We start from the raw sequence: 20,747 nt of genomic DNA, 5'->3' as shown, positions 1-20,747 counted from the left end.
AAGGTCTCTGCAAACATCCATGTCGAGACCTTGTTTTTTTTTCATTATTTTTAGTGTCTGTGCGGCGTCATGCCTTCGGGGGCTTCTGTGCCTTCCGGCAAACCGAAGGTTTCACGCAGAATCACTTTATAGAAGGCAAATGCTTCCTGCGCGCCTTGAATGGCTTCTGCTTCTGCTTCCGGAGTTAAGTTCAGGGCATTCAGGTGCTCGACGAAGGCGCGCCAGTGTTTGCCGCGGCCGTTGGGATGCGGGGCCAGGTGGCGTGCGCCGTGTTCGCCGTTGTATTCGAGTTTTTGAGCGTGTTTGAACAAGAAAGCGGCACCCAAATTTGAACCTTCGGCGCAATAGAGCCAGCCGATGGCTTTATTGCCTGTTTCATGCGGCAATTCTTTGTCGAATTTGTAAGGCTCTTCGCCCAAGTCTTTTAGGTCTTGGGTTACGGCATCGTAACGCGCCATGTATTCGAGTTCGGGAATGGCTTTGTTCAATTCGGCATCTTTATAGATGTGATCGACAGCTTTGTGGAAAACTGATTGGAGTTTCAAAAATTTGATGTAGTTTTCTTTGCTGACGAAAGGCTGGACAAACATAACCAAGTTATCAACGCTGTCGTGTGTAACTGTGGTTTGCTCTTTCAAGCGTTTGGCGAAAGTCAGCTCTTGTGTTTCACTCATGATGTTTCCTTTGAATAGGGGGCAAACGGCTTCAGACGGCCTCTATTGTTTTGAAATGCCGTCTTCTTTGAAAAAATCGTTTTAAAAATAAAGAATGTAACTTTTTAAATGCTTCCGGCTCAGTGTTGGCGTGCCTTTTGCAATTCAATAAGTCTCATCATTTTTTATAATTAGAATATATATCATTTTTATTTCAATGGCAATAAACTCAATTGGGTCTTATTAATAAAATCTAACGGCCCATAGCCAGCGTCTTCTGAAACCTTTGCTGCCTTTTCAGACGGCCTTCTTATGAAGCAGCCGCCATTCAACCAAATATCTGCTAAATTTGTGCTATCCTGCTGTTTTCATTTATAATGCGACACTCTTTGCACCTTCTTTACCCCCTGCCGAACCATGAAACGGATTCCTGCCTACCATCGCTGGTGGCGCTACAAGTCTTATCTTCCTGATGCGACGCTGCCTGCACATACGGTGGAATGCCCCGATTGCGGCTGCCGTATGGATATTCCGCGCCTGCGTCAGGGGCAGGAAGCGCATTGTCCGGTATGCAACCATGAAATCGTAGAGGTGGAAAACAATCCGTATATCGCGCCGATCGCCTATGCGCTGACAACCTTGATTCTGATGGCGTTTGCGTACAATATGGTGTATATCCGCGTCGATTTGTTCGGCGTGACATCGATTTTGTCGTTGCCGCAAATGATGCGGCTTTTGATTTCGCTGGATTATGGTTTTCTGGCGGAAGTGATGTTTATCCTTACTTTCGGTGCGCCTTTACTGTTTTTACTGCTCTGCCTGTATGTTTATACGGCTTTGATACGCGAAAAGGCCTACCCTGCGCTGCGCTTTGCGACGCGTGTATTGGTGCGGCTGCGTCATTGGATTATGGTGGATGTGTTTTTCATCTCCACTTTGGTGGCGTATATCAAGCTCTCGTCCGTTGCTACGGTAGAGTTCGGCTCGGCGTTTTATCTGATGTTTCCGCTGTCGGTCATGCTGATTCGGACTTCGGTATCGATTCCGCAGCATTGGGTTTATTATAAGATTCACCGTTTAACCGGCGGCCATGCGGTTCAGACGGCCTCTGAAGACAAAATCTGTTGCAGCCGCTGCCTGTATTTCCGCAATAAAGACGAGCAGCCTTGCGGCGTATGCGGCGCAGACTTATACCGCCGCCGCCCGAAAAGCCTGAGCATTTCGCTGGCGTTTTTAGTGGCGGCGTTTATCCTGTATTTCCCTGCCAACATCCTGCCGATTATGATTTCGTCCAACCCGACGGCTTTGGAGATCAATACGATTTTCAACGGCATTGTTTATATGTGGGACGAAGGCGACCGGTTGATTGCCGTGATTATCTTTAGTGCCAGTATTATGCTGCCGGTTTTGAAGATTATTGCGATGGCGGTTTTGATTTATTCCGCATACTTCAAACCTGTGATGAGCGCGGACAAAATGTCGGTTTTGTATCGGATTACCGAATCCATCGGCCGCTGGTCGATGATTGATATTTTTGTGATTATTCTTTTGATGAGTTCGTTCCACACCAATATGGCACGCGTCGTGCCGGGTGGTGCAGCGATTTACTTCTGCCTGGTCGTTATTTTGACCATGCTTTCTGCCTATTATTTCGATCCCCGTCTGATTTGGGACAAGCAACAGCAGCTTTCAGACGGCCTTGATTCTGACCAGACCTTAACACAATGAAAAAACACGATTCTTCACCCAATTATCACGCACCGGCGCGTGTCAAGAAAACCAATGTCTTCACGTCTGTCGTGTGGCTGATTCCGCTGATTGCGCTGATTGCCGGCGGCTGGCTTTTGGTTAAAGACATCCGCAACCGCGGCCCTGTCGTTACACTGTTGATGGACAGCGCGGAAGGCATCGAAGTCAACAACACCGTTATTAAAGTGTTGAATGTCGATGTCGGACGCGTTACCCGCATCAAATTGCGCGACGACCAAAAAGGCGTGGAAGTCACTGCGCAGCTCAGCGCCGATGCCAAAGACCTTATCCGCAGCGATACCCAATTTTGGGTGGTCAAACCGCGTATCGACCAAAGCGGCGTTACCGGCTTGGGCACTTTGCTTTCCGGTTCATATATTGCATTTACACCGGGCAAAAGCCAAGAAACCCAAGATGTGTTTGTCGTGCAGGACATTCCACCGATTGCCGCCATCGGCCAAAGCGGCCTGCGCCTGAATTTGATCGGCAAAAACGACCGCATCCTCAACGTCAGCAGCCCTGTTTTGTATGAAAACTTTATGGTCGGTCAAGTAGAAAGCGCGCATTTCGACCCGTCCGACCAAAGCGTGCATTACACCATTTTCATCCAAAGCCCCAACGACAAACTGATTAATTCGGAAAGCCGTTTCTGGTTGGAGAACGGCATCAATATCGAAACCACAGGCAGCGGCGTCAAACTCAACTCCGCCCCTCTGCCTGCCCTGCTGTCGGGCGCGATTTCGTTTGATTCGCCGAAAACCAAAAACAGTAAAAACGTCAAAAGCGAAGACAGCTTCACGCTTTATGACAGCCGCAGCGAAGTTGCCAACCTGCCTGACGAGCGCTCGCTGTATTACACTGCGTTTTTCAAACAATCCGTACGCGGACTGACTGCCGGTTCGCCCGTCGAATATAAAGGGCTTAATGTCGGCGTGGTTTCCGATGTTCCTTATTTCGACCGCAACGACAGCCTGCATTTGTTTGAAAACGGCTGGATTCCCGTGCGCATCCGCATTGAGCCTTCCCGTTTGGAAATCAATGCCGACGAGCAAAGCAAAGAGCATTGGAAACAACAATTTCAGACGGCCTTAAACAAAGGTCTGACTGCCACCATCTCCAGCAACAACCTGCTGACCGGCAGCAAAATGATTGAGTTGAACGATCAGCCTTCCGCCTCGCCCAAGCTGCGACCGCATACCGTTTATGCCGGCGATACCGTTATCGCAACCCAAGGCGGCGGTTTGGACGATTTGCAGGCAAAAGTGGCCGACTTGTTAGACAAGTTCAACAATCTGCCATTGGATAAAACCGTTGCCGGCTTGAACGGCTCACTTGCCGAACTCAAGTCCACACTCAAATCCGCCAATGCCGCTTTAAGCTCTATTGACAAACTGGTCGGCAAACCGCAAACGCAAAACATTCCGAACGAGCTGAACCAAACCCTGAAAGAGTTGCGTCAAACCCTGCAAGGTGTATCGCCGCAATCGCCTATCTACGGCGATGTACAAAATACGCTGCAAAGTTTGGACAAGACCCTCAGAGACGTTCAACCCGTGATTAATACTTTGAAAGAAAAACCCAATGCGCTGATTTTCAACAGCAGCAGCAAAGACCCTATCCCGAAAGGAAGCCGATAATGCGCCTCTTCCCGATTGCCGCCGCCCTGACGCTTGCCGCCTGCGGCACCGCGCAAAGCACACAATATTTCGTCCTACCCGACAGCCAATACATCCGTCCGGCTGCACAAGGCAACGAAATCGCGGTTAAAGTCAATCTTGCCGAACCGCTTGCCAACGGCGGCCTTGTTTACCAAACCGACGCCTATCATGTGAATCTGGCGAAAAACCACCTTTGGGCAGCACCACTCGATGGCGCGTTGGCAGCAAACCTCAGCAACAAGCTCAACCGCCTCAATCCGCATCGCACCTTTGTGCCTGCTTCACGCAGCCAAAGCAGCCAAACCCTGAAAGTCTATATCGAAGCCTTCCAAGGCAGCTATCAGGGGCAGACCACCATCAGCGGTTATGCACAATGGCCGGACGGACGCAGCAAACCGTTTAACGCCATTACGCCGCAACAAGGCGACGGCTATACCGCCATGCTTGAATCATTGGAAAACGGTTTGTCACAGGTTGCCGATACGATTGCCTATTAAACCAAAGGCCGTCTGAAAAACTTTCAGACGGCCTTTTTTATGTTTCAAACATTCATTACAACGCGCGGTCAAAATACAAAGCCACGCCGGAACGCTCGCTCATCGCCAACAAATAATCCATCAATTTTTGCGGCCATTGAATACCGCGCACAACGGTCAGGTTGCGCAAAATAGGGAACGTCAGGATATCTTCCAAACTAATTTCTCCACCCAAGCCCTCGCCTTCGCACACCAGCGCTTCCAGTTCTGCCAAGTCTTGATGCAGACGCTCCAGATATTGTGCCGTTTTATTCAGATTAGTCTCGAAATTGCCGATACTTTTCTCTTTTTTGTCGATAAAGTATTTTTTCGCTTCATCGGTCTCAAATTCGGGCAGGCCGATTTTAACCATGCGCGGCTGTACCAATTTGTTATTGTATTCGCCCACTTTATCCAACCAAGCCTGAACCTCGGGACGAACCTCTTCTTTCAGACGGCCTTGATCGATGTAACGGACAATATCCAAACTCTCACCCATAAACGAACCGTCTTCTTTTTGCAAAATCGGCACTTGTTTTGAGCCAATCATGCCAATCGGCGTAGCTTCGTCATCGTTTGCTAAAACGACCTCTTCCACCGCTACATCGCGCAAGCCGAAAATCATCCGCGCACGGACGCAAAACGGGCAATGGTCGTAAATATACAGTTTCATCGAAATGCTCCTTAAAATTTCAAAACGGTTAACCATAACACCCAAGGCCGTCTGAAACAAGGTGTTCTGAAACATAGTGCCACATTCGCATACAAATCTAGGGCTGCCGGCAATAAACTGTTACAATGGCAACGTTTTTATCAAAAAGAAAAAAACGCACGCCATGACCACTATTCGCCAAACGCCCCAAACATCGAGTGCAACGCTGGAAGGCCTCCTCGCTTGGTTCGACGGCTATGTTGCCGCGCTGCCCGATTCCGATAAAAACCTGATTCAGACGGCCTTTGACTTAGCTAAAGAACATTACCCCGCCGATGCACTAACGACTTACGGCGAGCCATTGCTGGAACATTTTCTCGGCTCGATGCAAATCGTCAGCGAACTCGACCTCTTGCCTGATGCCGTGGCCGCTACGATTTTGTCCGACATCGGCAAATACGTTCCCACTTGGCACGAATTGGTTACCGAACGCTGCAACAGCACCGTTTGCGAACTGGTCAAAGGTGTGGACGAAGTGCAGAAACTGACCCAATTCGCCCGCGTGGACAGCCTTGCCACACCGGAAGAACGCAGCCAACAGGCCGAAACCATGCGTAAAATGCTGTTGGCGATGGTTACCGACATCCGCGTCGTCCTGATCAAACTGGCCATGCGTACGCGCACCCTGCAATTCTTAAGCAACGTTCCCGACAATCCTGAAAAACGCGCCGTTGCCAAAGAAACCCTCGACATTTTTGCCCCGCTCGCCAACCGCTTGGGCGTGTGGCAACTCAAATGGCAGCTCGAAGATTTGGGCTTCCGCCATCAAGAGCCGGAAAAATACCGTGAAATCGCCCTGCTTTTGGACGAAAAACGCACCGAGCGCCTCGAATACATCGAAAATTTCCTCAATATCCTGCGTACGGAACTGAAAAAATACAATATTCATTTTGAAGTTGCCGGAAGACCGAAGCACATCTACTCCATTTACAAAAAAATGGTGAAGAAAAAGCTCACTTTCGATGGCTTGTTCGACATCCGTGCCGTACGGATTTTGGTGGACACCATTCCCGAGTGTTACACCACGTTGGGCATTGTCCACAGCCTCTGGCAGCCGATTCCGGGCGAGTTTGACGACTATATCGCCAACCCGAAAGGCAACGGCTATAAAAGTTTGCATACCGTCATCGTCGGCCCGGAAGACAAAGGCGTGGAAGTCCAAATCCGCACCTTCGACATGCACCAATTCAACGAATTCGGTGTCGCCGCCCACTGGCGTTATAAAGAAGGCGGCAAGGGCGATTCCGCCTACGAACAGAAAATCGCCTGGTTGCGCCAACTCTTAGACTGGCGTGAAAACATGGCCGAAAGCGGCAAAGAAGACCTTGCTGCAGCCTTTAAAACTGAGCTGTTCAACGATACGATTTATGTTTTGACCCCTCACGGCAAAGTCCTCTCCCTGCCTACGGGCGCCACCCCCATCGACTTTGCCTATGCCCTGCACAGCAGCGTGGGCGACCGTTGCCGCGGCGCAAAAGTCGAAGGACAAATCGTACCGCTGTCAACGCCTTTGGAAAACGGTCAACGCGTTGAAATCATTACCGCCAAAGAGGGAAATCCTTCCGTCAACTGGCTCTACGAAGGCTGGGTCAAATCCAACCGCGCCATCAGCAAAATCCGTGCCTACATCCGCCAGCAAAATGCGGATACCGTGCGCGAAGAAGGCCGCGCCCAGTTGGACAAACAGTTGTCAAAAATCTTCCCCAAACCTAATCTGCAAGCATTGGCGGAAAAACTCGGCTTCAAAAAAACTGACGAACTCTATACGGCCATCGGTCAGGGCGAAGTTTCCAACCGCGCCATCCACAAAGCCTGCGGCGCACTGAATGAGCCGCCTCCTGTGCCGATTGATGAAACCAATATCGTTAAGCAGTCCAAAATCAAAAAAGGCGGCAAAAACGGCATTTTGATTGACGGCGAAGACGGCCTGATGACCACGCTTGCCAAATGCTGCAAACCGGCACCTCCTGACGATATTGTGGGCTTTGTTACGCGCGACCGCGGTATTTCCGTCCACCGCAATACCTGCCCTTCTTTCCGCCACCTTGCCGAGCAGGCTCCGGAAAAAGTGTTGAATGCAAGCTGGGCAGCCTTGCAAGAAGGACAAGTATTTGCCGTCGATGTCGAAATCCGCGCTCAAGACCGCTCCGGTTTGCTGCGCGACGTTTCGGATGCGCTGGCGCGTCATAAACTCAACGTTACCGCGGTGCAAACCCAATCGCGCGATTTGGAAGCCAGTATGCGCTTTACCCTTGAAGTCCGCCAAGTCAACGACCTGCCGCGCGTATTAGCCAGCTTGGGCGACATCAAAGGCGTTTTAAGCGTAACGCGCTTATAATTCCCATTCCCCCATCTAAAGGCCGTCTGAAAGTATTGCTTTCAGACGGCCTTTCACACATCGGCTGCCAATATATAACCTACGCTTCTATCCTTACAATCAGCCGTTATTTCCTGTCCGCCATATTCTCAGGCAAACTCGCCATCTGCATGATAAAGAAAGATATTTTTATTCTTATATTAACCTTAAGGAAACTTCATGGACACACGAGACCTGTTCCCTCATGAAATTTTGCAGGACGCCATCGGCAAAAGTTGCGCCAAATCTGAATTCAGCATCAAGATGTTGGTGATTTTGAGTTTCTTGGGCGGCGGTTATGTCGGCTTCGGCTATCTTGCCTGCCTGCGCGTCATCAGCGGCATTCCAGCCGAATGGAACGGCCTGGCCGCCCTTTTGGGCGCATCCGTGTTCCCTATCGCACTGATTTGTATCTTAATCGGCGGCGGCGAGTTGGCAACAGGCAATATGATGATTATGGCTTTGGGCAGATTGACCGGCCGCGTCAGCACCCACAAACTGGTACGCAACTGGCTCATTGTCAGCTTGGGCAATCTAGCAGGCGCCGTTGCCATGGCCTATTTTCTCGGCCACTACGTCGGCCTTGCCGAAGGGCCGGCCACAGCGAAAACCATTGCTATTGCCGAAGCTAAAGTCAATATGGACTTCGGCCGCGCATTCGTTTCTGCCATCGCATGTAACTGGATGGTGTGTATGGGCATCTGGTTTTACTTCGGCGCACGCCATACTTCAGGACGAATCTTAGCCATGTGGTTCCCTGTTATGATCTTCGTATTAATCGGCTTTCAACACTTTGTTGCCAATATGTTCATCATTCCTGCCGGCATTTGGGCGGGCGCAAACGTCAGCTGGGGTCAATTTTTCTACAACATGATTCCCGTTTTCTTAGGCAACGTCCTGGGCGGGTCATCCTTTGTCGCAGCCTCTTATCTCTTTGCTTACAAACACTTACTAAAAGACGATTTTTCTATTTAATGTAGCCTTTTTTTCTAAAAACCCCGTATTTGCCCGACACAGATACGGGGTTTCTGCACAAGGCCGTCTGAAAGTCCAAGTCGTTTAATTACTTTTTCTCTTTAATCCCCAAAAAACATCAGGAAAGATAGTTTCACACACTTTCCTTCGTCATCATCGGTAAAAATTTATATATTTTTATGTTTTTAAATGACTTAGCCAAAAGGCGGCATCAATTTCGAATAAAGGCTGAGTTCTTCGCTTTGCAAAAGCGACTTTTTACGGTATGCTGGTTTAAATTATTTACAATTTAATGCATTAAAATTTCGTATTTTATTGTATTTGAAAATAATTTATCCTGTCTCTCTCGCAAAAAACAGGATTTTTAAGCTGTATTTTTATTAGAAAAAAGTTTGGGTATGAATTGCTTGCAATTTCAAACCCGTTTTAAAAGTTAGATGAGGAATAAGTACATGAATCCCATGTATATCACTTTCGCGATCTATTTGGTCGCCGTATTACTGATCGGCCTCGCCGCCTATTTTTCAACACGAAACTTCGACGACTACATTCTCGGTGGCCGCAGCTTAGGTCCGTTCGTGACTGCGATGTCTGCCGGTGCTTCCGATATGTCAGGTTGGCTTTTGATGGGTTTGCCCGGTGCCATTTACCTGAGCGGTTTGAATGAAGCTTGGATTGCCATTGGTCTGATTGTGGGTGCATACCTCAACTGGCTCTTGGTTGCAGGCCGTCTGCGCGTACATACCGAATACGCCAACAACGCGCTGACGCTTCCTGATTACTTCTTTCACCGCTTCGGTGCCGGCGGTCACTTGATGAAAGTGGTTTCTGCACTGATTATCTTGTTCTTCTTCACTATTTACTGTGCTTCAGGCATCGTAGCCGGTGCTACCCTGTTCCAAAGCCTGTTCCACGGTATGTCTTACACTCAAGCCATGTGGCTGGGTGCCGGCGCGACCATCGCCTACACTTTCTTGGGCGGTTTCTTGGCAGTAAGCTGGACCGATACCCTGCAAGCTTCTTTGATGATTTTTGCATTGGTACTGACTCCTGTCATGGTGTACTTGGGTTTGGGCGGTGCAGATCAAATGAACGCTGCCATCCAACAAGTTGCCGCTTCTACCGGTAAAGAATACGGCAGCCTGTTTGCCGGTACTACTTTCATCGGCATTATCTCTACCGCCGCTTGGGGCTTGGGCTATTTCGGCCAACCGCACATCTTGGCCCGTTTCATGGCTGCTGAAAGCGCTAAATCTTTGGTTTCTGCACGCCGTATCGGTATGACTTGGATGATTCTGTGTATGGCCGGTGCCGTGGCTGTCGGCTACTTCGGTATCGCTTACTTCGGTGCCAACCCTGCCCACGTTGATGAAATGAACGGCAACCACGAACGTATCTTCATCGCTTTGGCCACCCTGCTTTTCAACCCTTGGATTGCCGGTATCATCTTGAGCGCGATTCTCGCCGCCGTAATGTCCACCCTGTCCTGCCAATTGTTGGTTTGCTCCAGCGCGATTACCGAAGACTTCTACAAAGGCTTCCTGCGTAAAAAAGCACAACAAGCCGAGTTGGTATGGATTGGCCGTCTGATGGTTTTGGCGATTGCCGTGATTTCCATCCTGATTGCTTCTGATCCTAACAGCAAAGTATTGGGCTTGGTGGCTTATGCATGGGCAGGTTTTGGTGCCGCATTCGGTCCGGTTGTTATCCTGTCTGTACTGTGGAAACGCATTACTGCCTACGGCGCACTCTCCGGCATGATTGCAGGTGCACTGACTGTAGTAGTTTGGGCCGAGTGGATCAAAAAACCTGCTTTGGCCGCACAAGAAACAGGTTTCGCTACTGTCTATGAAATCGTTCCTGGCTTTGTCATTTGCACACTCGTGATTGTTTTGGTGTCCCTGATCGACAAAAAACCTTCACGCGAATTGCAAGAACGCTTTGAAAAAGCAGACGCAGAATACCGCGCCTCTAAATAAGACGTTTTCAGACGGCCTGCATGATTCAGTGCAGGCCGTCTGTCTGTGTTATGAAATAAACTGTTTCAAAATAATCTGAGCCTTGTCAGAAAAAACAGCAATTTATGCGGATGCATCTTGTATCCGCATCATAATTTTATTACGATATTACTATCCTTCAGAATGCTTGTTTTAGCAGTCTTAATTCAGGCCGTCTGAAACCATGAAAAAACCTTTGGAGAACATAAATAATGTTTAACTTCGCTTTTCCAACACAAACTCCTCTGCGTCAAGCTGTAACTGATGCCTACCGCCGTGATGAAATCGAGGCCGTTCAGGATATGTTGCAACGTGCACAGATGACCGACGAAGAACGCAATGCCGCCTCCGAGCTTGCCCGTCGTTTGGTTACCCAAGTCCGTGCCAGCCGTACCAAAGCCAGCGGTGTAGATGCTTTGATGCACGAATTCTCTCTCTCCAGTGAAGAAGGTGTTGCACTGATGTGTCTGGCTGAAGCCCTGCTGCGCATTCCGGACAATGCCACCCGTGACCGCCTGATTGCCGACAAAATCTCTGAAGGCAACTGGAAAAGCCACTTGAACAACAGCCCTTCCCTCTTCGTTAACGCGGCCGCATGGGGTCTGCTGATTACCGGCAAACTGACCGCGACAAACGACAAACAGATGAGTTCCGCATTGAGCCGTCTGATCAGCAAAGGCGGCGCCCCTCTGATCCGTCAAGGTGTGAACTACGCCATGCGCCTGCTGGGCAAACAATTCGTAACCGGTCAAACCATTGAAGAAGCGCTGCAAAACGGTAAAGAGCGTGAGAAAATGGGTTACCGCTTCTCTTTCGATATGTTGGGTGAAGCCGCATACACCGAAGAGGATGCCAACCGCTACTACAACGACTACGTTCAAGCCATTCACGCCATCGGTAAAGATGCCGCAGGCCAAGGCGTTTACGAAGGCAACGGTATTTCCGTCAAACTTTCCGCCATCCACCCTCGCTACTCACGCGCCCAACATGAACGCGTTATGAGCGAACTGTTGCCACGCCTGAAAGAATTGTTCCTTTTGGGTAAAAAATACGATATCGGTATCAACATCGACGCCGAAGAAGCCAACCGCCTCGAATTGTCTTTGGACTTGATGGAAGCTTTGGTTTCCGATCCTGACTTGGCCGGCTACAAAGGTATCGGTTTTGTTGTTCAAGCCTACCAAAAACGTTGCCCGTTCGTTATCGACTATCTGATCGACCTGGCTCGCCGCAACAACCAAAAACTGATGATCCGTTTGGTTAAAGGCGCATACTGGGACAGCGAAGTGAAATGGGCTCAAGTAGACGGCATGGAAGGCTATCCGACTTACACCCGTAAAGTCCACACCGACATCTCCTATCTCGCCTGCGCACGCAAACTCTTAGATGCGCAAGATGCAGTGTTCCCACAATTTGCTACCCACAACGCCTACACTTTGGGCGCGATCTACCAAATGGGTAAAGGCAAAGACTTCGAACACCAATGTCTGCACGGCATGGGCGAAACCCTGTACGACCAAGTGGTTGGCCCGCAAAACTTAGGCCGTCGCGTACGCGTGTATGCCCCGGTCGGCACACACGAAACCCTGCTTGCCTACTTGGTACGCCGTCTGTTGGAAAACGGTGCAAACTCTTCTTTCGTGAACCAAATCGTTGACGAAAACATCAGCATCGACCGCCTGATTAAGAGCCCGTTCGACACCATCGCCGAACAAGGCATCCACCTGCATCCGGCATTGCCTCTGCCGCGCGATTTGTATGGCAAAGGCCGTCTGAACTCCCAAGGCGTCGATTTCAGCAACGAAAACGTATTGCAAAATCTGCAAGAAAAACTCAACCAAGCTTCTTCCGAAGACTTCCACGCCGCGTCTATCGTCAATGGCGAAGCGCGTAATGTAGGCGAAGCTCAACCCGTCCGCAATCCTGCAGACCACAACGATGTTGTCGGCACTGTCAGCTTTGCCGATGCGGCATTGGCTCAAGAAGCTATTGGTGCAGCCGTTGCTGCCCTGCCGGAGTGGAGCGCCAAACCTGCTTCAGAACGCGCCGACTGCCTGCGCCGTTTTGCCGATTTGTTGGAACAACACACGCCTGCATTGATGATGTTGGCCGTCCGCGAAGCCGGTAAAACCCTGAACAACGCCGTTGCCGAAGTACGTGAAGCCGTTGACTTCTGCCGCTACTATGCCAACGAAGCTGAAAACACCCTGCCTAAAGATGCCAAAGCTGTCGGCGCAATCGTTGCCATCAGCCCATGGAACTTCCCATTGGCCATCTTTACCGGCGAAGTAGTTTCTGCATTGGCAGCCGGTAACACTGTTATCGCCAAACCTGCCGAACAAACCAGCCTGATTGCTACTTACGCCGTTTCCTTGATGCATCAAGCCGGTATTCCGACTTCTGCGCTGCAACTCGTACTTGGCGCAGGCGATGTCGGCTCTGCCCTGACCGGCGATGCCCGCATCGGCGGCGTGATCTTTACCGGTTCTACCGAAGTAGCGCGCCTGATCAACAAAGCCCTGTCCAAACGCGACGACAGCCCTGTCCTGATTGCCGAGACCGGCGGTCAAAACGCGATGATCGTGGACTCTACCGCCCTGCCGGAACAAGTCTGCCTCGACGTATTGAACTCTGCCTTCGACAGCGCGGGCCAACGTTGTTCCGCCCTGCGTATCTTGTGTGTTCAAGAAGATGTTGCCGATAAAATGGTCAACATCATCAAAGGCGCAATGGACGAATTGGTTGTCGGCAAACCGACCCAACTGACCACAGACATCGGCCCTGTCATCGATGCTGAAGCCCAACAAAACCTGTTGGCCCACATCAACAAAATGAAAGGCGTAGCTAAGGCTTACCACGAAATCAAAACTGCCGCCGACGTTGATGACAACAACTCTACCTTCGTTCGTCCAATCCTGTTTGAATTGAACAACCTGAACGAATTGCAACGCGAAGTGTTCGGTCCTGTACTGCACGTTGTCCGCTACCGTGCCAGCGAATTGGATCAGCTCATCGACCAAATCAACGCCAAAGGCTATGCTTTGACCAGCGGTGTACACAGCCGTATCGAAGGCACTGTCGACCATATCCGCGACCGTATCGAAGCCGGTAACATCTACGTTAACCGAAACATCGTTGGTGCTGTTGTCGGCGTACAACCTTTCGGCGGTCATGGCTTGTCCGGTACCGGTCCAAAAGCAGGCGGTTCATTCTATCTGCAACGCCTGGTTCGTACTCCTGAATGGGTTGCCCCAACCCTCAGCCGAATCGGCCAAGCAGACGAAGACGCACTCAAACGTTTGGAAACCCTGGTTCACAAACTGCCGTTTAACGCAGAAGAGAAAAAAGCCGCAGCCGCAGCTTTGGGTCACGCACGCGTCCGTACCCTGCGCAAAGCCGAAACCGTATTGGTCGGCCCGACCGGCGAACGCAACTCATTGAGCTGGCGCTCTCCAGAACGTGTTTGGGTACATGGCGGCAATCTGCTGCAAGCCTTCTCTGCCCTGACCGAGCTGGCAGCCGCAGGCATCCAAACCGTTGTTGAGCCAAACAGCCCACTGGCTTCCTACTCAGCCGATTTGGACGGTTTGTTGCAAGTCAACAGCAAACCCGAAAACGCAGGCATCAGCCATGTTGCCGCTATCGAGCCTTTGAGCAGCGAGCGCAAACAAGAGTTGGCCGGCCGCGACGGTGCGCTCATCCGCATCCTGCCTTCTGAACAAGGTCTGGATATCCTGCAAGTATTTGAAGAAATCTCTTGCAGTATCAATACTACCGCTGCCGGTGGTAACGCTAGCCTGATGGCAGTTGCCGACTAATCGTAGCCAAATCAAAGGCCGTCTGAAATTCAGACGGCCTTTTTTATGTTTTTTTATTTACATTTTTGCCGGATATTCGCACAAATCGTTAATCAAACATTTACTGCATTGCGGTTTCAAAGCCTTACACGTATAGCGGCCATGCAAAATCAACCAGTGATGGGCATCCATAAAAAATTCTTTGGGAATAAAGCGCATCAGCTTGTCTTCAACTTCACGCACATCCTTGCCCGGCGCGATTTTGGTGCGGTTGGCCACACGGAAAATATGGGTATCGACCGCCATAACAGGTTGCCCGAATGCAGTATTCAACACCACATTGGCTGTTTTACGGCCAACACCGGGCAAAGATTCCAAAGCCTCTCGGTCGGCAGGTACTTCACCGTTATATTTCTCCAGCAAAATACGGCAAGTCTGCATGATGTGTTTGGACTTGGTTTTGTAGAGGCCTATGGTTTTGGTGTATTCCATCACGCCGTCCAGCCCCAAATCCAACATAGCTTGCGGCGTATTGGCAACGGGAAAGAGTTTGGCAGTCGCTTTGTTCACGCCGACATCAGTTGCTTGTGCAGACAATAAAACGGCGATAAGCAGCTCAAATGGCGAGCTGAAATTCAACTCGGTAGTCGGATGAGGATTGGCAGCGCGGAAACGCTCGAAAATTTCTTGGCGGATTTGTTTGTTCATTGTTTGGATTATTTTTTTATTGGCGCAGCAATTATAGTGAAATCATGTTGATACGGCTACTTTAAGTAAACAAGGCCGTCTGAAGTTGTTTTCAGACGGCCTTGTTTTATAAAAGCATTGCTATTTTAAATGCTGTTTACTTCTTACTCAAAGTCAGTCCTGTCCAGCCAAACACCAGCGTCAGAGCCAAGCTCAAGTAGCAGAAGAAGGCGTAAGGCAGATATTCCCAAACAGGCACACCCAAGGCATGGCTGATGAATACGCCGCAGACGCTCCAAGGCACCAACGGGTTGATGACCGTACCCGCATCTTCCAGCGTACGGGCAAGGTTGCGCGAATGCAGGCCGAGTTTGTCATATACCGGCTTAAAGGTTTCGCCGGAAAGCAGGATACTTAAATATTGTTCGCCAATCAGGAAGTTGACGCCGACCGATGTCATGGCCACGCTGAAAGTAGCGCGTCCGGCATTGGTCAGGAACGCACGAATGGCCTCCAGCAAAGACGGAATCACACCAATGCTGAACAACAGGCCGCCCAAGCTCATGCCGAGTATCACGATGGTTTGCGTAAAGAACATGCTTTCTAAGCCACCGCGAGAAATCAAACGGGCAATGTCTTTAAATGCTTCGCCTTCGAGTTTGTATCCGCCGTAAAACCACGCGCCCAGCTGTTTCAAATCAGGCGTACTATGGAAGTAAGTCACAATCAGCGCCACCACAACGGTAAACAACATGGCCACAATGGCATTGACGCGCATCAGGGCGAGGACAACCAATAAAGCAAACGGAATCAGCGAGTAGGCATGCACCAAACCGGTTGCTTCCAATTGCGCGCGGAAAGCCTCGACGCTATTCATGTCATGCGCGGCAACATTGGGCAAGAGCCACAACATCAATGCCGCACTGATCAACCACGCAGGCACAGTGGTGTACATCATATTTTTGATGTGTTCGAACAAATCAATGCCGACAATCGAAGCGGAAATACCGGTCGTATCGGAAAGTGGCGACATTTTATCGCCAAAGAACGCACCCGACACAATCGCACCTGCCGTCATCGCCATATCGGCATGAAACGCAGCAGCCATACCCATAAATGCCACGCCGACAGTCGCACAAGTCGTCAAACTACTGCCGATGGAAATACCGATGATCGAGCAAAGCGCAAACGCCGAGAAATAAAAATAAGTCGGCGAAATCAATCCGAAACCGTAATACATCAGCGTCGGAATCGCACCACTCATCATTAGCGCGCTGACCATCAGGCCGATAAAGAAAAACAGATAAATCGCGCCCATGCCCTGCCCGACCGCGCCGATCATACCGTTTTGCATGTCTTGATATTTCAAGCCACGCATCAAACCGTACAAAAGCAAGACCACGATCGCCGTCACAATCGACATATGCGGCAGCCATTCAAGCGAAATAATCGTATAACCCATTGCCGCCACCAAAGCCAAGGCCACAGCGATGGCCTCAAAGCGCGGCATATTAAGTAAGGATTTGAAAGCAAACATTGTTCTTTGCCTTTTTAATAAGTATTTAACAGATTTTAGCATAACAGGCCGTCTGAAAAACCGGTTTCAGACGGCCTGTTGATTATTTTACGAAAACAACGCTCACAAATCCTTGCCATTTTCTTTAAAATAAACGAATTATTTAAAATAAAATATTTTTTAATTAAAATAAATGGAATTTTATTGCTTTTTAAAACGTCCATCATGTAAAAATGCCACTACTTGTTCGACCGTTTTACGGTTGAACAGCATACCGCTATGGCTGACAGGTAAAACGACATGATCGCGCATATTCGGACAATGCGTTTCGCTGACCAAAACCGTACCATCATGTTCGCCATGCAAACCTAAAACACGGCCCAGACCATACGGTTTGTTACCGGCGATACTGCCCAGCTCAACACCCTCTGGCAACTCAGGCATACTGCCGTCCAATGCCCCTTTGTAAGAGCCGCCCAATACCGGCTTTTGCAAACCCAAATTGAGCACACGTTGCGCGGCACGGCTGCCTTGATGCGGCGTACCCATGGTAACGATACGGCCGCTGACTTTATCCGGATATGCCGCTGCAAAATTGCGTAAGACCAGCCCGCCCAAACTATGGCCGACAAAGTGCAGCGTTTCATCAGCATGGTTCTCATCAATCCATCGCGCCAAGTCCTCAACATGCCGATTCATTGAGTGCAACACACTGCAATAATCGAACAGCACAACTTCAAAACCTTCTTGTTCCAGCAAATACGCCAGAGGTTTCATTACCCATGAATGCATGTGCAAGCCATGCAGCAAAATGATTTTGGCCATTTTTTCCTCCTGTCATTTAAATCATTATGCCACAAAGTAAAAAGGCCGTCTGAAAACCTGATTTCCAAGTTTTCAGACAACCTTCTGTTCAAACCATGCTTACTCGTCGGCTTTATAACCTTTGAGGGCAAAGAAGACGATGTAGAGGTAGCACACGGCAGGTGCAACATAAGAAATCATCATACCGAAATCATCAGCAATCTTACCTTGCAATAAAGGAATCAGCGCGCCACCAACGATGGCTGTACAAAGAATACCTGAAGCAGAATTGGTGAATTTACCAAGATTTTTGGTTGCCAGCGAGAAGATGGTCGGGAACATAATGGAGTTGAAAAAACCGATGGCAATCAGCGCCCACATGGCGACGTCGGCATTACCTTTACCAACCATGATGGCAATGACGAGCAAAGCAGTAGCAACTGAGGCATTAAAGGCAAGGTAGCGGTTTGGCGCGACTCGAGTCATAACTGCCGAACCGAGGAAGCGTCCGAACATTGCACCACCCCAGTAGTACGTCAGCATATCTGCACCTTCAGAATGACTCAATCCTTTCAGGAAGCCCAAAATATTGACCATGAAAGCGCCGATGGATACTTCCGCGCCAACGTAGCAGAAAATGCCGGCCATACCGAAAACAAGGTGTTTGTATTGCCACACGCTGTGTTTGCCGTCGTGATTATATTCGCTTTCCTCAACAGCAATTTTGCGTGCATCAGGCAGGCGAATCATTTTCACGAAGACGGCAAGGAGGATCAACAATCCCGCCAAACCTAAATAAGGGATTTGGACGGAAGCAATTTGCTCGGCTTTGCTAGCTTTCTGAGCCGCATCTGTAAAAATGAGAAGTGCACCGATTTTCGGAGCAATAGTCGTACCCAATGAATTGAATGCCTGCACCAAAGTCAGCGTTGCAGATTCTTTGCCCGGTTTCGCCAGCAGGGTCACATACGGATTACCCGAAACCTGCAACAGGGTTACGCCCGAAGCAAGAATGAAGAGCGCGCCCAAGAAAGTAGGATAAGATTGGCTGTCTGCGGCAGGATAAAACAACAAGCATCCGACGGCGGTCAGCAAGAAGCCGCTGATGACGCCATTTTTATAGCCGATTTTACCAACGAGAAAACCCATCGGAATCGACATGATGGCATAGGCGGTAAAGAAGCAGAACTGAACCAGCATCGCCTGAAAATTGGTTAGCGTGAAAATTTTCTGCAGATGCGGAATCAAAATATCGTTCATGCAGGTAATGAAACCCATCATGAAAAAGAGTGTGGTTAGGACAACCAGCGCAGGAGTATGATTTTGTTGTGAATGCGCAGACATGATTTGCCTTTCGTTTTGTTAAGATTTGCTGGAAAAATGAGCTTAAATCAGTTCATTAAACTTAACACCCATTAACAGCCGCCCGTATCATACTGATAATCCGTCACTTTGAAAACTATTTTCTAACAGCCGACTACATTATCCTTCAGTCGTTTAATTTTAAAAATTTCAATAATATTGGATTTATCTTTTATTAGATTAAAAAATAAAGGCATAATCCTCTTATTAAGCCTGTTATTTCTTTTTTACAATATCACTTGATGTAACTCAAAACATGCCCCCTCTTTACGCTTACCTTGCCCTGATTGCTTCTGCCTTCACTTCAGCCACACTACTTCCGGGTACATCCGAGGCAGCATACGCCGCATTTGTGTACCAATACCCTCAACATGCCCTCAGTGCATGTTTGTGTGCCGGTTTGGCAAATGGCTTGGGCAGTATGGTTTCGTATTACATGGGCAGAATGTTTCCGGCCAAGAAAAGGCCGTCTGAAAAAGTATTGGCGCGTATACAAAGATGGGGAATTTGGCCGCTATTATTTGCATGGTTGCCGATTATCGGCGATGCCCTCCCCCTTGCCGCAGGCTGGCTCAAGCTTAATGCCTTGCATTGCGCCATCATTCTGATTACAGGCAAACTGCTGCGCTATGCCATGATTTATTGGGGGATGAACATAGTTGCCGGATAAGTTTCGACAGTCAAAAATAAAGGCCGTCTGAACAATTCAGACGGCCTTTTGCCTTTAATTCGACAATTACAAAACTTTCACAATGCTCTCGCACAAATAATCGATGTTGTCATCAGTAATGCCGGCAACATTAATGCGGCCGGAACGGACGGCATAAATGGCAAACTCGTTTTTCAAACGGTCAACTTGTTCGGGAGTCAAGCCGCTGAAAGAGAACATGCCGTTTTGTTCGATAATGAAATCAAAGTCTTGGGTTGCACCTTTGGCTTTGAGCAACTCGACAAATTTTTGACGCATGGCTTTGATGCGGCCGCGCATTTCATCGAGTTCGGCAATCCATTGTGCTTTCAAATCATCATTTTTCAACACCAGCGCAATGGTGTTCGCGCCGTGTGAAGCCGGGTTGGAATACAAGGTACGGATGATGGTTTTGACTTGGCTGTGGGCGCGGGCTGCTGTTTCTTCATCTTCGGCCACCAAAGTGAACGCGCCGACGCGCTCGTTGTACATACCGAAGTTTTTGGAATAGGAACTGGCAATCAGCAATTCTGTATTGTGTTTCAAGAACACGCGCAAGCCGTAGGCATCTTCTTCCAAACCATTGCCGAAGCCTTGGTAAGCAAAGTCAAACAGCGGCAACCAGCCTTTTTCGGCAGAAAGTTTTGCCAAAGTTTCCCATTGTTCGGGCGTAGGGTCGATACCGGTAGGGTTGTGGCAGCAGCCGTGCAGCAGGACGATGTCGCCTTTTTGCGCTTGGCTCAAGTCTTCAATCATGCCGTCCCAATCCAAACCGTGTTTGGCGGCATCATAGTAACGATAAGGTTTATCTTGGATACCGACCGCTTTGGCGATGGCGTTGTGGTTTGGCCAAGTCGGATTGGAAATCCAGATGGTTTGCGCGTTCAACTGACGCTTGGCAAACTCGGCCGCAATGCGCAATGCACCTGTACCGCCAAGGCTTTGTGCTGTTTTTGCGCGACGGCTGGCAATGATTTCGTGGTCTTTGCCAAACAGCAGAATTTGGGTTTGTTCGTTGTAATCGGCAACGCCGTCGATGGTCAGGTAGTTTTTAGTTGTTTCGCTTTCCAACAGGCGTTTTTCAGCCTCTTTGACGGCTTTGACAATAGGCGTCGCGCCGGATGCGTCTTTGTACACGCCGATACCGAGATTGACTTTCTCCGGACGGGTTTCGGCTTTAAACGCCTCGCCCAAACCTAAAATCGGATCAGCAGGAGCAGCTTCGATATGCTTGAAGAACATGATTTTTCTCTTTACAAGTGTAAAACGGTTGAAAAA

15 protein-coding genes are annotated in these 20,747 nt (G+C 49.4%); 8 read left to right on the top strand and 7 right to left on the bottom strand.

Annotated elements, in window-relative coordinates; genetic code table 11:
- Window positions 1-50: 50 nt before the first annotated feature.
- Window positions 51-674, bottom strand: coding sequence for a biliverdin-producing heme oxygenase (locus tag CYJ98_RS01245; RefSeq protein WP_003747519.1), 624 nt, complete (start codon window positions 672-674; stop codon window positions 51-53).
- A gap of 396 nt (window positions 675-1,070) precedes the next feature.
- Here CYJ98_RS01245 and CYJ98_RS01240 point away from each other — a divergent pair, with 396 nt between their 5' ends.
- From CYJ98_RS01240 to CYJ98_RS01230, 3 genes are read left to right on the top strand one after another with little or no spacing between them, the layout of a single operon-like run.
- The gene (locus tag CYJ98_RS01240; protein WP_084824337.1) at window positions 1,071-2,381 is read left to right on the top strand and encodes a paraquat-inducible protein A; all 1,311 of its coding nucleotides are present in this window, start codon (window positions 1,071-1,073) and stop codon (window positions 2,379-2,381) included.
- Window positions 2,378-4,039 (top strand): intermembrane transport protein PqiB, encoded by a 1,662-nt coding sequence (gene pqiB, locus CYJ98_RS01235; protein WP_101756127.1) that lies wholly within the window; start codon window positions 2,378-2,380, stop codon window positions 4,037-4,039. The genes CYJ98_RS01240 and pqiB overlap by 4 nt, the downstream gene beginning before the upstream one ends.
- Window positions 4,039-4,557: a PqiC family protein gene (locus CYJ98_RS01230; RefSeq protein WP_004520659.1), complete on the top strand. Its 519-nt coding sequence runs from the start codon at window positions 4,039-4,041 to the stop codon at window positions 4,555-4,557. The genes pqiB and CYJ98_RS01230 overlap by 1 nt, the downstream gene beginning before the upstream one ends.
- A 55-nt stretch (window positions 4,558-4,612) precedes the next feature.
- Here CYJ98_RS01230 and CYJ98_RS01225 read toward each other — a convergent pair whose 3' ends face one another.
- Window positions 4,613-5,323, bottom strand: a complete 711-nt coding sequence (locus CYJ98_RS01225; RefSeq protein ID WP_101756126.1) for a GrxB family glutaredoxin — start codon at window positions 5,321-5,323, stop codon at window positions 4,613-4,615.
- An 88-nt stretch (window positions 5,324-5,411) separates the two neighbouring features.
- Here CYJ98_RS01225 and CYJ98_RS01220 point away from each other — a divergent pair, with 88 nt between their 5' ends.
- From CYJ98_RS01220 to putA, 4 genes are all read left to right on the top strand, one after another.
- Window positions 5,412-7,625 carry a RelA/SpoT family protein gene (locus tag CYJ98_RS01220; RefSeq protein WP_101756125.1) on the top strand — a complete coding sequence of 738 codons (2,214 nt, stop codon included), beginning with the start codon at window positions 5,412-5,414 and terminating at the stop codon, window positions 7,623-7,625.
- Between the two features lie 198 nt (window positions 7,626-7,823).
- Window positions 7,824-8,618, top strand: a complete 795-nt coding sequence (locus CYJ98_RS01215) for a formate/nitrite transporter family protein (RefSeq protein ID WP_036493807.1) — start codon at window positions 7,824-7,826, stop codon at window positions 8,616-8,618.
- A gap of 452 nt (window positions 8,619-9,070) precedes the next feature.
- Complete coding sequence (gene putP / locus CYJ98_RS01210; protein WP_101756123.1) at window positions 9,071-10,597, top strand: sodium/proline symporter PutP; 1,527 nt, start codon at window positions 9,071-9,073, stop codon at window positions 10,595-10,597.
- A 230-nt stretch (window positions 10,598-10,827) separates the two neighbouring features.
- Window positions 10,828-14,433: a bifunctional proline dehydrogenase/L-glutamate gamma-semialdehyde dehydrogenase PutA gene (gene putA, locus CYJ98_RS01205; protein ID WP_101756122.1), complete on the top strand. Its 3,606-nt coding sequence runs from the start codon at window positions 10,828-10,830 to the stop codon at window positions 14,431-14,433.
- Window positions 14,434-14,490: 57 nt separating this feature from the next.
- Here the strand turns inward: putA and nth are convergent, their stop codons facing one another.
- The 4 genes from nth to CYJ98_RS01185 all read right to left on the bottom strand — a co-directional run bounded on the left by nth (window position 14,491) and on the right by CYJ98_RS01185 (window position 18,763).
- A complete protein-coding gene (nth, locus tag CYJ98_RS01200) occupies window positions 14,491-15,120 on the bottom strand; it encodes an endonuclease III (RefSeq protein WP_101756121.1) in 630 nt (209 codons plus the stop codon).
- A 136-nt stretch (window positions 15,121-15,256) separates the two neighbouring features.
- Window positions 15,257-16,636, bottom strand: a complete 1,380-nt coding sequence (nhaC, locus tag CYJ98_RS01195) for a Na+/H+ antiporter NhaC (protein WP_070607613.1) — start codon at window positions 16,634-16,636, stop codon at window positions 15,257-15,259.
- 180 nt (window positions 16,637-16,816) lie between these two features.
- Complete coding sequence (locus CYJ98_RS01190) at window positions 16,817-17,440, bottom strand: alpha/beta fold hydrolase (protein WP_101756120.1); 624 nt, start codon at window positions 17,438-17,440, stop codon at window positions 16,817-16,819.
- Between the two features lie 99 nt (window positions 17,441-17,539).
- Complete coding sequence (locus CYJ98_RS01185) at window positions 17,540-18,763, bottom strand: sugar MFS transporter (protein WP_101756119.1); 1,224 nt, start codon at window positions 18,761-18,763, stop codon at window positions 17,540-17,542.
- A 274-nt stretch (window positions 18,764-19,037) separates the two neighbouring features.
- Between CYJ98_RS01185 and CYJ98_RS01180 the strand changes: the two genes are divergently transcribed.
- Complete coding sequence (locus CYJ98_RS01180; protein WP_101756118.1) at window positions 19,038-19,451, top strand: YqaA family protein; 414 nt, start codon at window positions 19,038-19,040, stop codon at window positions 19,449-19,451.
- A gap of 66 nt (window positions 19,452-19,517) precedes the next feature.
- On the opposite strand, the gene CYJ98_RS01175 is transcribed toward CYJ98_RS01180, so the two are convergent.
- A complete protein-coding gene (locus CYJ98_RS01175) occupies window positions 19,518-20,711 on the bottom strand; it encodes an amino acid aminotransferase (RefSeq protein WP_070588069.1) in 1,194 nt (397 codons plus the stop codon).
- Between the last annotated feature and the right edge of the window lie 36 nt (window positions 20,712-20,747).

It is taken from the genome of Neisseria perflava (assembly GCF_002863305.2).
Taxonomy (GTDB): Bacteria; Pseudomonadota; Gammaproteobacteria; order Burkholderiales; family Neisseriaceae; genus Neisseria; species Neisseria perflava_A.
The sequence above is the reverse complement of the archived record's forward strand: the minus strand, read 5'-3'. Positions and strand labels throughout refer to the sequence as shown.